General features: G+C 26.7%; 11 protein-coding genes and 1 other RNA gene. 8 read left to right on the top strand and 4 right to left on the bottom strand.

All coding sequences use genetic code 11. The features are described from left to right. Position 1 precedes the first annotated feature (1 nt). From AC5SML_RS05175 to ligA, 6 genes are all read left to right on the top strand, one after another. Positions 2–916, top strand: coding sequence for a D-alanine--D-alanine ligase (locus tag AC5SML_RS05175; protein ID WP_494616969.1), 915 nt, complete (start codon positions 2–4; stop codon positions 914–916). Beyond that, entirely contained in the window at positions 897–1574 is a 678-nt protein-coding gene (locus AC5SML_RS05170) for a cell division protein FtsQ/DivIB (protein ID WP_011281415.1), read from the top strand. Before AC5SML_RS05175 ends, AC5SML_RS05170 begins: the two co-directional genes overlap by 20 nt. Continuing rightward, on the top strand, positions 1574–2683 hold the full coding sequence (locus AC5SML_RS05165) for a cell division FtsA domain-containing protein (protein WP_020169669.1): 1110 nt from the start codon (positions 1574–1576) through the stop codon (positions 2681–2683). The genes AC5SML_RS05170 and AC5SML_RS05165 overlap by 1 nt, the downstream gene beginning before the upstream one ends. A 65-nt stretch (positions 2684–2748) precedes the next feature. After that, the gene (lpxC, locus tag AC5SML_RS05160; RefSeq protein ID WP_006997890.1) at positions 2749–3669 is read left to right on the top strand and encodes a UDP-3-O-acyl-N-acetylglucosamine deacetylase; all 921 of its coding nucleotides are present in this window, start codon (positions 2749–2751) and stop codon (positions 3667–3669) included. 38 nt (positions 3670–3707) lie between these two features. Then, on the top strand, positions 3708–4556 hold the full coding sequence (locus AC5SML_RS05155; RefSeq protein WP_494616968.1) for an outer membrane protein assembly factor BamD: 849 nt from the start codon (positions 3708–3710) through the stop codon (positions 4554–4556). A gap of 1 nt (position 4557) precedes the next feature. Then, positions 4558–6588, top strand: a complete 2031-nt coding sequence (ligA, locus tag AC5SML_RS05150) for an NAD-dependent DNA ligase LigA (RefSeq protein ID WP_494616966.1) — start codon at positions 4558–4560, stop codon at positions 6586–6588. Here the strand turns inward: ligA and AC5SML_RS05145 are convergent. Together AC5SML_RS05145 and AC5SML_RS05140 are read right to left on the bottom strand one after the other, a co-directional pair. Continuing rightward, a complete protein-coding gene (locus AC5SML_RS05145) occupies positions 6571–8265 on the bottom strand; it encodes a M24 family metallopeptidase (protein ID WP_494616965.1) in 1695 nt (564 codons plus the stop codon). The two genes, ligA and AC5SML_RS05145, sit on opposite strands and share 18 nt — an antisense overlap. After that, entirely contained in the window at positions 8262–10298 is a 2037-nt protein-coding gene (locus AC5SML_RS05140) for an ATP-dependent helicase (RefSeq protein WP_494616964.1), read from the bottom strand. The genes AC5SML_RS05145 and AC5SML_RS05140 overlap by 4 nt, the downstream gene beginning before the upstream one ends. A gap of 43 nt (positions 10299–10341) precedes the next feature. Here AC5SML_RS05140 and AC5SML_RS05135 point away from each other — a divergent pair, with 43 nt between their 5' ends. Next, positions 10342–11793 carry a hypothetical protein gene (locus AC5SML_RS05135; protein ID WP_494616962.1) on the top strand — a complete coding sequence of 484 codons (1452 nt, stop codon included), beginning with the start codon at positions 10342–10344 and terminating at the stop codon, positions 11791–11793. Here AC5SML_RS05135 and fumC read toward each other — a convergent pair. Next, complete coding sequence (gene fumC / locus AC5SML_RS05130) at positions 11781–13169, bottom strand: class II fumarate hydratase (protein WP_494616961.1); 1389 nt, start codon at positions 13167–13169, stop codon at positions 11781–11783. The two genes, AC5SML_RS05135 and fumC, sit on opposite strands and share 13 nt — an antisense overlap. A gap of 66 nt (positions 13170–13235) precedes the next feature. Here fumC and AC5SML_RS05125 point away from each other — a divergent pair, with 66 nt between their 5' ends. Further along, a complete protein-coding gene (locus AC5SML_RS05125; RefSeq protein WP_494616960.1) occupies positions 13236–13607 on the top strand; it encodes a pyrophosphohydrolase domain-containing protein in 372 nt (123 codons plus the stop codon). Here AC5SML_RS05125 and ssrA read toward each other — a convergent pair. Continuing rightward, positions 13606–13907, bottom strand: a transfer-messenger RNA (tmRNA) gene (gene ssrA / locus AC5SML_RS05120). The genes AC5SML_RS05125 and ssrA overlap by 2 nt on opposite strands. Positions 13908–13910 lie beyond the last annotated feature (3 nt).

Raw genomic sequence — 13910 nt, 5'->3', positions numbered from 1 at the left:
AATGACAAAAAAAATCTTAATATTATCTGGTGGTATATCTAAGGAAAGGTTAATTAGCTTAGATACTGGAAAGCAAGTTGCCAAAGAGTTAATTAAAAATGGATATAAGGTTTTAATTAGTGAGCCTGATAAAAATCTTTCAAAGAATATCACTTCATTTAAACCAGATGTTATTTTTAATGCGCTACATGGACAATTTGGTGAGGATGGATACATTCAAGCAATTTTAGAGACTAAAAAAATTCCATACACACACTCAGGTGTAATTGCATCATCAATAGCAATGGATAAAGAAATTTCAAAAAAAATTTTTATAAAAAATAAAATACTAACTCCGAAATATATTAAATTTAGTCATAAAAAAAATAAACTTAACATTATAAAATTAATTGAAAAAAATTTAAAATTCCCTGTAGTAGTAAAACCTATAAATGAAGGGTCTAGCGTTCATGTATATATTTGTGACAAGACCAATATATTAAAAAACTTAAAAGTATTAAAAAGTTATAATGAAATATTAATTGAGGAATTTATACCAGGTAGAGAAATCCAAGTTGCAATAATGAATAATAAATCACTTGGTGCAATTGAACTTGAGCCTAGAAGAAAGTTTTATGATTATGAAGCAAAATATAATTCTAGTGCTAAGACTAAGCACTTAATTCCTGTAGATTTGAGTAAAAATAATCTTGCTAAAATTACTGGCATAGCAAGAGCAGCTCATAAAATTATAGGTTGTAAAGGTGTTACAAGATCTGACTTTAAATTTTTTAATGGGAAGTTTTATTTGTTAGAGATTAATACTCAGCCTGGAATGACTAAACTTTCATTAGTCCCTGAGATTGCAAAACATAAGGGTATAAGCTTTATAAAATTAATTGAATGGATTTTAAAAGATGCATCAATCAATAGGTAAAAAAAATAAAATAATAATTTATTTATTATTTTTATTCATTTTAAGCACTACTAGTGCAAAATTTATTAACGATCAAAAAAAATTATCTTCATCAATAACTAAAATAAACATTACAGGTCTTTCTGAGAGAAAAAATTTGGAGATCTTAGATAACCTTAATAACCTTTTATACAAAAGTATATTTGTCATTAATGAGGAAGAAATAATAAAAATTTTAGAAAAACATAATATTATACAAGAGTTTAATATAAAAAAAATTTACCCATCAACACTTAACATTAAAATTAAACCAACTAAATTAATTGCTCGAGTTTCTAATAATAGTCAATATCTAGTAGGTGCCAATGGTAAGTTAATTGAAGATAAAAGTAACAACGAACTACTCCCATACATTTTTGGTGAATTTAATTCTCAAGATTTTTTATCATTTAAAAAAAATATTGAAAAATCTATGTGGTCTTTTTCAAATTTAAAAGAATTATCTTTTTTCCCATCAGGTAGATGGGATATTTTAACCGATAAGGATATTTTGATTAAGCTACCACAAGAACATATTGTAGCGTCATTAAACTTATCTAAGGAACTTATCAATAATGATAATTTTAAAGATTTTAAATTTATTGATTTGAGAATTAAAAGTCATTTAGTTGCTAAGTAATGAGTGATAAAAAATTTCAAATAATAATTGACTGTGGTTCTTCAAAAATAAGAGCAGGCGCATTTAATGAAGAAAGTAAGAATAATCCTTTTTTTATTGAGAGTAATTTTTATACAGAGCAATTTAATCTTAAACCAGATATTCAAAAAGTTATTGCATCGCTAGAAAAATCCACAAATGAATTTATTGATAATATAGATTTGATGATAGATAGTTCAAAAACGATTTCTATTGCAATTTCTGTATTTAAAAAAATTGAAGAACTGAAATTAAGACAAGATGATATCATATTTTTAATTCAAGAAGCAAAGCAGCAAATAAAAAAATATTATTCAGATTATAATATTGCACACATAATTATAAATAATTATAAAATTGATAATGTTGATTATTCTGAGTTACCAGATGAAATCGATTGCCAATTTATATCGCTAGACATTATTTTTATCTGTCTTCCAAGTGAATTAGTCTTTAGATTTAAAAATATTTTTTCAGAATTAAATATATCAATTAATCAAATAATTTGCTCTAGTTATGCAAAATCAATTAATTATAAAAATAATTTAAATTTAACAGGAGAGGTATCTTTCATTGATATTGCTTTTAAAAAAACATCAATTATTTCCTTTTATAATGATAAATTAATCTTTTTGGACGTTCTGCCGATAGGTGGAAACCATATTACTAAAGATATTTCTCTACTTTTAAAAATTGATATTAATGAAGCAGAAAAACTTAAATTAAATTTTGAAAAAAATAACGAACATACTGATAATCCAAATTTTTCTTTGGAAATGCTACAAAAAATAGCTTTTGCTAGAACGGAAGAGATTCTTGAATTATGTGATAAATCTCTTGTCTCAAATGCAAAGGTAAAGACCCAATCTAAGATGATACTGATGGGAGAAGGATCAAAAATTTTAGATAATAAATTTAAAGATAAAATTTCATTTTCTAAAGATATTGATTTTTTAGAGGAAACCCTAGGTGATGTTTGTCAATCTGGGTATAAACTAAGAAAAATGTATGACAAACAAGAGGTTGTAGTTGTGCCAAAAAAACAAATAAAACAAGGTTTTTTTGAAAAACTTTTTCATTTTTTCAAATAGACTAGTATTTTCTCGTAACATTTGTTGTTTTTCTAAATTTAAACCAATTATTTATAAGAATAATAATGTCTGTTCTTAATCAAAAAACTATCAATAGAGATATTATTTTTAAAGGCGTTGGGCTTCATAGTGGAGCAAATGTAACTATGACGGTTAAGCCAGCAAAACCAAATTCGGGAATCCTTTTTAAAAGAGTTGATTTAAAAGAAAATAATATAGTAGTTCCAAATATTTTTAATGTTAGTAGTGCAGTATTTTGTACAACCATAGCAAATGAAAGTGGGGTTAGTATTTCAACAATAGAGCATTTAATGGGAGCATTATATGGTTTAGGAATTGATAATGTCCTAGTAGAGATTGATAATCAGGAAGTACCAATTCTTGATGGGTCAGCAAAAATTTTTATTGAAGAAATATCAAAAGCTGGAATAAAAAGTAGTGAAGCGCCAATAAAGATTATTAAAATTGAAAAAAGAATTGAATTTAATGATGGTAAAAAAACAATTTCTATAGAGCCAAGCAAAGTTAGTTTGGATATAGATTTTGAACTAAAATATGAAAATAATTTAATTGGAACGCAAAGAAATTTAGTAAGTGTATTCGAGTCAGATTTGACTGATATTTATAATTCAAGAACCTTCTGTCTTTTTGAGGATATTGCAAAGCTAAAAGAAATGGGATTAGCTCAAGGAGGAAGTCTTGAAAATGCAATAGTTGTTAAGGACAATGAAATTTTAAATGAAAAAGGTCTTAGAAATAAAAAAGAATTTGTAAACCATAAGATTTTAGATTGTATGGGAGATTTATATCTAGCAGGTTATAAAATAATTGGAAAAATTATTTGTTCTCAAGGAGGGCATAAATTAACTAACCAATTATTGAGAAAAGTTTTTCAACAAGACGAAAATTTTTCATTAATAGAGATTACAGAAAAACATTTGCCAAATACCTTCATAAATAAGAGTCACCTAAGATCTATTGCTTAAAAAATAGAGTTTTATTCATAATCTGTTAGAATAAGACCATGCTTTCAAAATTAAAAATTATACTTCTTTTAATCACTTTTACCTTTATTTGGTCTTGTGGAGATAAAACAAAAAAAATATCTGAAATTGTAGAAGTGGATATGGAAATGCAGATGTCAGATGCATACAAAGAGGGTTATTTTGAACTTCAAAGAGGAGATGTTTTATTAGCAGCTAAAAAATTTAATGAGGCTGAGTTGTTATTTCCACAGTCACCCTGGGCTGCAAAATCTGCAATTATGGCAGCTTATGCATACTATACTCAAGATTATTACAGTGATGCAATTTTTGAGTTAGAAAGATATTTAGTAACATATCCAAATCATAAAGATAAAGTTTATGCACATTTTCTTCTAGGTATGAGTTTTTATCAACTAATAGTTGATGAAAAAAAGGACATAAAATCAATATTAGATTCTAAGGAGCAATTTGAAACTATAATTAGAGATTACCCTAGTACAGAATTTGCCATGGATGCTAAATTTAAAATAGATTTAATTAATGAAATTTTGGCAGCAAAAGAGATGTACATAGCTAGATATTATCTAAAAAAAACTAAGTGGATCCCAGCACTTAATCGATTTAAAACAGTTGTTAAAGATTACAATACAACCATTTATACAGAGGAAGCTCTTCATAGACTGGTTGAAATTAATTATAGACTTGGATTAATTAATGAGTCAAAAAAATATGCAAGCACTTTAGGATACAATTACCAATCTTCTGATTGGTATAAAAATTCTTACAAAGTATTTAATAAAGATTATAGAGATAGTGTAAAAGAATTACAAAAAGATAAAAAGAAAAAGATAGGCTTAATAAAAAGATTTAAGGGATTATTCGAGTAAAATGAATGATAAAGATCTTGAAATTGAATACTTAAAAAAAATTGATTTATTTCAGAGACATAACAAGCATTATTATGATAAAAACAAACCTATCGTATCAGATCAAGAATTTGATCTTTTAAAAAATGATATAATAGATTTAGAGAGTAAATATAAATTTTTAAAAAGTGAATATTCTCCCACTAAATCCATAGGATTTAAACCATCAAAAAACTTTCAAAAAATAAAACATAAAGTTCCAATGTTGTCGCTTGGAAATGCTTTTAATGAAGAAGACTTAAAAAATTTTGAAAAAAAAATAATTAATTTCTTAAGTTTAAAAGATGTAAATACTATCGAATATAGTGCTGAACCAAAAATTGATGGAATATCTGCATCTCTAATTTATATTAATGGAAAATTAACCAAAGGGCTTTCTAGAGGAGATGGTAATGAAGGAGAGGATATTACACAAAATTTAAAAACAATTAAGGATATACCTTTAGAGATTACTAAGAGTAACTTCCCCAAGGAAATAGATATTAGAGGTGAAGTTTTTATAGAAAATAATGATTTTAAAAAAATTAAAGACAAGTTTGCAAACCCTAGAAATGCTGCTTCTGGATCATTAAGACAAAAAAATTCATTAATAACTGCAAAAATTCCATTAAAATTTATTGCCTACACATATGGTTATGAAAAAAAAATGAATATCAAAAATCAAACAAGTTTCTTAGAAAATTTAAAATTATGGGGGTTTAAAACAAACCCATTTAATAAAAAAATTATTGGGGTTAAAAATTTAATATTAAATCATAAAGAATTAGAGGAAAAAAGAAAAGAGCTGGCATTTGATATAGATGGAATTGTTTATAAAGTTAATGATTTTGATTTACAAAAAAGACTGGGTTTTGCTGCTAATGCACCAAGATGGGCGATAGCACATAAGTTTTCAGCTAATAGCTCAATTTCAGAAATAATGAATATTGAAATACAAATTGGTAGAACGGGGGCACTTACCCCGGTTGCAAAAATTAAACCAGTTAATATAGGGGGAGTAATAGTTTCAAATGCAACGCTTCACAATGAAGATGAAATTATTAGAAAAGATATAAGAGTAGGGGATACGGTCACTGTTGAAAGAGCTGGAGATGTAATTCCACATGTAGTTTCAGTAGATTTAAAAAAAAGAAAACAAAATTCAAAGAAATTTATTTTTCCATTAAAGTGCCCATCGTGTGGAAGCAAAACAATTAAAGATTATAATGAGACAACTAAAAGACAAGATGCTGTAAGAAGGTGTGCTAGTGAGGGGTTTGAATGTGAAAAAATTGCCATAGAGAAAATTAAACATTTTGTTTCTAAGGACGCATTTAACATAGACGGATTTGGCAAGAAAATTGTTGAAAATTTTTGGAATCTAAAATTAGTAAGACTTCCACAGGATATATTTAAGCTTAATTATAATAAAATAGAAGAACTCGAAGGATGGGGAAAATTATCAGTTGCTAATTTAAGATTCTCAATTGAAGAAAAAAAAAATATTTCTCTAGAGCGATTTATTTATTCATTAGGAATAAGACATATTGGACAAGAAAATGCTAAGCTTATTGCAAGACACCTTAAAACAGCATCTAATTTTTTTAGACTATCAGGGGAAAACAATATTGAAAGTTTATCTAATATTGATGGAATTGGAATAACTCAAATTCAATCCATTAAAAAATTTTTCCTAAATAAAACTAATCTTAAAGTGTTGTCTGAGTTAGAAAAGAATTTATTAATCAAAGATATAATTTTAATAAATAATAATGGATTGTTAAAAAATAAAACTTTTATGTTAACTGGGAAGTTAAATGGAATAAGTAGGGCGGAAGCAAAATCATTGATAGAGCAAAATTCAGGAAAAATAATTAGTAACGTTAATAAAAAACTTGATTATTTAATTGCTGGAGACAAACCAACTCTAAAAAAAATAAACTCAGCTAAAGAGTGGAATATAAAAATTGTTAATCAGACAGAATGGTTAAAAATGTTAAATAAGAGTGGCTAACCACTTTCTTTCTTTTTTATTAAGCAAACCAGAAAATTCTGAATAAATATTTAAATGATATTTAAATAAGTAATCTTTTTCTATTTTATTTAATAACTCGTAGTTAATTAAATCTTTTTCTAAAGGAGCAAGTGTAAGGTTTTCAAAATTAAAGCTTCTTTTGGTTTTTTTGGCATAGATTAAGTTTTCAATCCTAATACCAAAGTAGTTTTTTTTATAAAAACCAGGTTCATTACTTAGGATCATTCCATTTTTTATCTTTATCGAATTATGTTTTGAGATAGATTGAGGTCCTTCATGGACGTTTAAAAAAAAACCAACTCCATGTCCTGTTCCGTGAGCATAATCTTGACCTTCTTTTTTTAAAAATTTTCTAGCTCTGATGTCGATTTTTTTTCCAGTGTCATCTTTATTCAAATTTGTTAAGGCAACTGCAATATGTCCTTTTAATACGTTCGTATAAGCATTTTTGATAAATTTATTTTGTTTTGAGAATGAAATAGTCCTCGTAACATCTGTAGTACCGTAATGATATTGTCCACCAGAATCTACCAATAAAATATCATTCTGTTCAATTTTTTTGGTTGTTTTTTTATCAGCCCTATAATGAACAATTGCCCCATTTGAGCCAGCACCAGCAATAGTATCAAAACTTGGAAATAAATAATCTTTATTTAGTTTTCTGAATTTTTCTAATTTGTTTTGTGCAAACACTTCTGTAATTTTTTTTTTATTAACATTTTTAATCCAATAAATAAATCTTGTTAACGCTAAGCCATCTTTTTTATGGGCTTCGATCATATGTTTTATTTCATAAGAATTTTTGATTGATTTTAATTCATAAACAGGATCATCAAATTCAAGTATATTAAAATTTGATTTAATTATTTTTTCATAAAAAATTGAGCAGGTTTTATTATCAATAATAAAATTTTTACCTTTTAAATCATCTAAAAATTGCGGAAGTGATTTGATTGGTAAAATTTGTTTCTTTTTAATCTTTTTATCTAATAGAAGATTTTTTAATTTTTTTTCATTTGCTATTAAAAAAAATTCTTTTTTTTTATTTAGTATCAATCTTGCATTCGCAATTGGGCTATTTGGATTATCATATCCACGAATATTTAAAAGCCATGCCACATTTTCAGGTGCAGAAATGAAACAATAATCTGCTTTGTTGTTTTTAAGAAATCGGACTACTTTAGAAATTTTAGAACTATATGGCTCACCTACAATTTTTGTCTCTAAAGAGTAGAATGGCTTAGTAGGTTTTTCTTTGAATTTAAATATTTGGTCAATTAAGTTTTGGTCAATTGAAATTAAGTTATTATTCTTAAAATATTTATTAAGTAATTTTGATGTAAATAGTGTTGGGTCATATCCTAAATTAAAATTTTTAATAATTGTATGAGGTAGTTTTTTATGAATTTCAATAATCTTAAAATTTTTAGATGATTGTTGATGTGCTTGAATAGTATACCTTCCATCGACAAATAAATAATTTTGTTTTTTTAAAACTACAGCAAAACCTGCAGAGCCTGAAAATCCTGTAATATTCTTTAACCTATCATTTTTTGCATATTCAGAAAAATATTCATCATTTTTTGGAATAATATAACCATCAATGTTATATTGTTTAAATTTTTTTCTTAGAATTTTTATTTTTTTTAAAATCATTTAATTCTTTTTTGATATCTTATCCATCCAGGACTTCTAGTTCCTTCTTCAATTTCAAAATCTTGATTAAATTCAAAATCTTCTTCATTATCTTTAGAGTCGTCAAAAAAAGAATTCTTTTCTAAAAATTTTTCTGGTAATTCCTCAATAAATCTTGAAGCCATACTGTCTATCCAATTTCCTTGATAAAACCTATTCATAGCAAAAGATATCAGTGCTTTTTTTTTTGCCCTTGTTATTCCCACATATGCCAATCGCCTTTCTTCTTCAAGCCCATTTTGGCCTTTCTCTTCAATAGATTTTTGGTGTGGGAAAAGACCTTCTTCCCAACCGGGCAAGAAAACCACATCAAATTCAAGTCCTTTAGATCCATGCATTGTCATCATGTTAACTTTTTCTCCATCCCAATCCTGATCAACTGAGGTGGCAAGAGCCACATGTTCTAGAAAATTTTCTAAATTATCAAAATCTTTCATCGCACTTAAAAGCTCTTTAATATTTTCAAGTCTGTTTTCATTTTCCAAATCTTTTTTGTTTTTTAACATACTTGAATAACCAGATTCATCTAAAACTAGTTGTAATAATTTAACATGGTTAATTTTTTTAATATTAATGTCATTCCTCCACTTATCCATTAAGAATAAAAAAGAGCTTAGACCAATTTTAGTTTTGGGTTTAATTAAATTTTCTTCAATTAATTTTTTAGAAGCAATTTCCAAACTAACAGCGTTTGTTTTTGAAAACTCATGAATTAATTTTATAGTACTTTCTCCAATTGCTCTTTTGGGATTATTGACTATTCTATCAAAAGCTAAGTCATCTTTTGGCTGGTGAATCAATCTTAAATAGGCAACACAATCTTTAATTTCTGCTCTTTCATAAAATTTTGTCCCACCAAGAATTCTGTAGGGTAAGCCAATTTTTAAAAATCTTTCTTCAAATTCTCTTGTCTGAAAAATAGCTCTAACTAGAATAGCAATATTATTAAAAGAATATTTTTTTTTAAGTTTTTTTTCAATTTCATCAGAAATCCCTATTGCTTCATCTTTTCCATTCTTAAAACAATTAAGCTTAACAAGATCTCCTTCCTCCATAGTTGTCTTTAAAGTTTTTCCAACTCTGTTTTGATTGTTAGCTATAAGATTTGAAGCAACAGATAATATATTTTGTGAGGAACGATAATTTTCTTCTAATCTTATTACTTTTGAATTTTTATACACTTGATCAAATTCTAAGAAATTTTTTATTTCTGCTCCACGCCAACTATAAATGGATTGATCATCATCTCCAACACAGCATAAATTTTTATGCTTTTCTGAGAGCAAGTTTAGCCATCTACTTTGTATATAATTAGTATCTTGGTATTCATCCACAAGTATATATTTAAAATTATTTGAATAAATATTTCTAATGTCCTGATTTTTTTCTAAAATTTTAACCACGTGTAAAATTAAATCTCCAAAGTCACATGCATTTAAATCTAATAACTTTTGTTGATAAATTTTATATAGAGGACGTATAGTTCTTTCAAAAATATCATTTTTATTGATAACGACTTCATCTGGATAGAAGCCTTTATTTTTCCACCTATCAATTATTGAAAGAATAAACTTTGGGGCTAATTGTTTTATGTCTATATTTTCAGCTTTACATATATTTTTGATTAATCTCACCTGGTCATCTGTATCAATAATTGTAAAATTAGAAGTTAATCCAGCTGCAGGTGCATGTTTTCTTAGAAGTTTTGCACATATAGAATGAAAAGTCCCGAGCCATGAAAGCCCGATTGCCTCAGAATTTAATATAGAGCTTACTCTGTTTTGCATTTCTTTTGCAGCCTTATTAGTAAAAGTCACTGATAAGATTTGATTTGGAAAAGCCTTTTTTTCATTGATTATATGAGCAATTCTTGAGGTTAGAACTTTTGTTTTTCCAGATCCAGCTCCCGCAACAATCAATAATGGTCCATCAAGATATAAAACAGCCTCTTTTTGAGCATTATTCAGGTTGTTTAAATATTCAGAGTTTATCATTTTTTAAATTTGATTATAAGTTGTTAAACTTTCAATGTAATTTATGAAACAAATTGTTAAAAATTTTAATAACTTAATTAAAAAGACAATATTCAAACTTAAAAAAAAAACAAATAATAAGTTTCATGTCAGCAAATTTAGTAAATATTTAATATCTGCAATAGTTGTATTATTTATTTACATTTTTTATTTATCAATACCCCTTTTATATGACAAAAATTGGATACAAAATAAGATTGTTAGTAAATTAAGCTCTGAATTTAATATAAATTTAACTAACTCTTTTGATATCTCATATCGCATTTTACCAAAACCTCATTATTTAATTAGAGACAGCAAAACTTCTTTAGCAGAGATTAAAACATTAAATGTTTTAATTAGTCAAAATAATTTTTTCAATAAGGATAGTATTAGAATAAACGAAGTATTTATTGAAGAGGCAAATTTTTCTTTATTAAGTAATGATTTAAAACCACTTTATAAAGACAGTGAAAATAAATTTTCTAAAAAAAAAATTAAAATTAATGATAGTAATGTTTTTTTTAAGAACAATTTAAACGAAGTAATTTCAATTATAAAAATCTCCAATGCATTTTTATTTTTTGATGAAAAAAATTTATTTAATCTTTTTGATTTAAAAGGAGAAATTTTTAATATACCTTTTGAATTAAATTATCAAAATACAATAAATTCACAAAAAAATATTAAGATAAAGGCTTCCGATATTAAACTTAAAATTATAGACAAATTTTTTAAAAAAGATGAAGATTTAAACAGTGGAATGAATAATATTTCTATACTAAATTCATCTATCAATACGAAATACAGTATTAAGGATCAAATAGTAATATTTCAATCAGATGGCTCTAAAACTCTTAACTCTAAAATAAACTATAATGGACAACTTGCAATAAATCCATTCGATCTAAATCTAAAGATTGATTTATATAATTATAAAATTTCTAATTTATTTACACCAAACTCTATAATCAACGAATTTATTAAATCAGGTTTATTATTTAATGAAAATATTAGTGTACACACTTTAGTAAATATTAAGTCTACAAAAAAAGATAAAATCTTTAATGAAGCTAAACTGAAGTTAAAAATTTTAAATGGCAAAATAAGTTTTGATAAATCAATATTTATCAACAATAATATTGGTTTAATAGAAGTTTCTAATAGTGATTTATTTTTAGAAAACGATAAATTAATTTTATCAGCTAATTTATCAATAGATATTAAAGATCCTGATAGATTGTATTCTTTTTTAAGCACCAATAAAAGATTAAGAAAAGATATTAAAAACATCAAGCTAAATATAATTTATGATTTTCTGGGTAATGAAATTACTTTTAAAAATATTAAGATAGATGACAACAAGGTGAGTGATCAATTCTATAATATAGCTGAGGGTTTTAATGATAATAGTTCTAATAATTTGACTAAAAGTAGAAGATTATTAAACGAACTAATAGGTCTTTATGAGGGGTAGATCATTTTTTTAGGATCTACTATTTTTTCATAATCTTTCTCATCAACAAGACCTGTTTTAAGAGTCTCATGTTTTAGTGTTGTCCCATTTTTTAAAGCTACCTTTGCAATTTTTGCTGCATTATCATATCCGATATGTGGAGCTAGTGCTGTTACTAGCATTAAAGAATTATCCAGATGCTCTTTAATTCTTTTCTTGTTAGCTTTTATTCCTTTAACACAATAAATTGCAAAATTTTTAGTACTATCAGCAATAAGATCTATCGATTGAAGTACATTATGAGCAATCATTGGCTTAAATACATTCAATTCAAAATGCCCGTGCGATCCAGCAATTGTAATTCCAGTATGATTGCCTATTACTTTGGCACAAACCATTGTTACTGCCTCACATTGAGTAGGGTTAACTTTTCCTGGCATAATAGATGAACCAGGTTCATTTTCTGGCAATATTAATTCACCATATCCAGCACGTGGCCCTGAACCTAAAAATCTCACATCATTTGATATTTTCATTAATGCAACAGCACAAGTATTTAGTGTACCTGAAAAATTTACAATAGAGTCGTGAGCTGCAAGTTCTGCAAATTTATTTGGAGCTGGTTTAAAGGGGATTTTTGTATATTTAGCAATCTCTTTAACAATTTTTTTATCAAAACCTTTTTTAGAGTTTATACCTGTCCCAACAGCCGTCCCGCCTTGCGCTAAAAAATATATTTCTTTAAGTGAAAGCTCTACTCTTTCAATGCATTTTTTTAGCTGTACCTGGTAGCCTGAAAATTCTTGCCCAAGTGATAATGGTGTTGCATCTTGTAAATGGGTTCTGCCAATTTTAATAATATTTTTAAATTCTTTAGATTTTTTTGCTAACTCTTTTTCTAAAATTTTTAAACTAGGTAATAGTTTTGATATAGTCTCCTGAGCAACAGATATATGCATAGCTGTTGGAAAAACATCATTTGTTGATTGAGATTTATTTACATGATCATTTGGATGAACTGGTTTTTTTGAACCTTTTTTTCCACCCAATATTTCAATTGCTCGGTTTGCAATTACTTCATTAACATTCATATTAGTTTGTGTGCCAGATCCTGTTTGCCAAACCTTTAAAGGAAAATTTTCATCTAGTTTTCCTTTAATAACTTCATCTGAAGCTTTAATTATTGAATTAGTAATTTTTTTATTTATTTGCTTTTCTTTATAATGCACTAAAGCAGCAGATCTTTTAATGATCGCAATAGATTTTATTATAGAAATATTAACTAAAATTTTTCCAATATTAAAAAACTTATTAGACCTTTGAGTTGATGCACCCCAATATTTATCACTAGGTACATTGATGTTTCCAATACTGTCAAACTCTTTTCTTAATTTCATTGATTAATATATAATTAGTAATTTAATATACTTATATATTAATTTTTAAAAACTTACAGGAGCTAAATGTCAAATTTTAACAAAGTAAAAACTTTTATGGAAACCTTTGGTCAAGAAGTCAAAACTAAGCCATCTTTTAGCACTGATAAGATCAATAGTCTTAGATATGATTTAATAAAAGAGGAATTAGAAGAGCTTAAAGAAGCAATGGAAAATAAAGATCTTTTAGAAGTTGCAGATGCTTTAACAGACATATTGTATGTAACTTATGGGGCTGGACATGCGTTTGGCATTGATCTTGATAAGTGTTTTGCAGAAGTGCAAAACTCAAATATGAGCAAATTAGGTGAAGATGGTAAACCAATTTATAACGAATCTGGAAAAGTTATGAAGGGCCCTAAATATTTTAAACCTGATCTAACTAAATTTATAAATTAGTAGGGGCGTTCTGTTACCCGGTGCCCCAGACCGTGCTTCTATAATTAACCTAAGTTAATTATGCAGCAAGTGCGTAACTTTCGTCAGCATTTAAAGTTTAGCCCGTTACGGTGGAACAATCCCGAACGAAAGAATAGCCTTTAGTCACCCGTCGATCCTATTTCACCCCCGTAAGTTGTAAATGGTGGAGGTGGTGGGTACTGCCCCCACGTCCGTAATGGTTATTACGAAATTCGTTTATCGTCGTAGTTGGCAAGCCAACACTATTACTATAAAAGCATTTGAGAGAGATTCAATAAAAAT

Source organism: Candidatus Pelagibacter sp. PS_17 (genome assembly GCF_059417945.1).
Note: the sequence above shows the minus strand (reverse complement) of the source record. Positions and strands in the feature narration are given on the sequence as shown.

Bases quoted from the DNA above. Each gene is read 5' to 3' on its own strand.
- AC5SML_RS05175 (WP_494616969.1), top strand. From the start codon at position 2: ATGACAAAAAAAATCTTAATATTATCTGGTGGTATATCTAAGGAAAGG.
- AC5SML_RS05170 (WP_011281415.1), top strand. From the start codon at position 897: ATGCATCAATCAATAGGTAAAAAAAATAAAATAATAATTTATTTATTA.
- AC5SML_RS05165 (WP_020169669.1), top strand. From the start codon at position 1,574: ATGAGTGATAAAAAATTTCAAATAATAATTGACTGTGGTTCTTCAAAA.
- lpxC (WP_006997890.1), top strand. From the start codon at position 2,749: ATGTCTGTTCTTAATCAAAAAACTATCAATAGAGATATTATTTTTAAA.
- AC5SML_RS05155 (WP_494616968.1), top strand. From the start codon at position 3,708: ATGCTTTCAAAATTAAAAATTATACTTCTTTTAATCACTTTTACCTTT.
- ligA (WP_494616966.1), top strand. From the start codon at position 4,558: ATGAATGATAAAGATCTTGAAATTGAATACTTAAAAAAAATTGATTTA.
- AC5SML_RS05145 (WP_494616965.1), bottom strand. From the start codon at position 8,265: ATGATTTTAAAAAAAATAAAAATTCTAAGAAAAAAATTTAAACAATAT.
- AC5SML_RS05140 (WP_494616964.1), bottom strand. From the start codon at position 10,298: ATGATAAACTCTGAATATTTAAACAACCTGAATAATGCTCAAAAAGAG.
- AC5SML_RS05135 (WP_494616962.1), top strand. From the start codon at position 10,342: ATGAAACAAATTGTTAAAAATTTTAATAACTTAATTAAAAAGACAATA.
- fumC (WP_494616961.1), bottom strand. From the start codon at position 13,169: ATGAAATTAAGAAAAGAGTTTGACAGTATTGGAAACATCAATGTACCT.
- AC5SML_RS05125 (WP_494616960.1), top strand. From the start codon at position 13,236: ATGTCAAATTTTAACAAAGTAAAAACTTTTATGGAAACCTTTGGTCAA.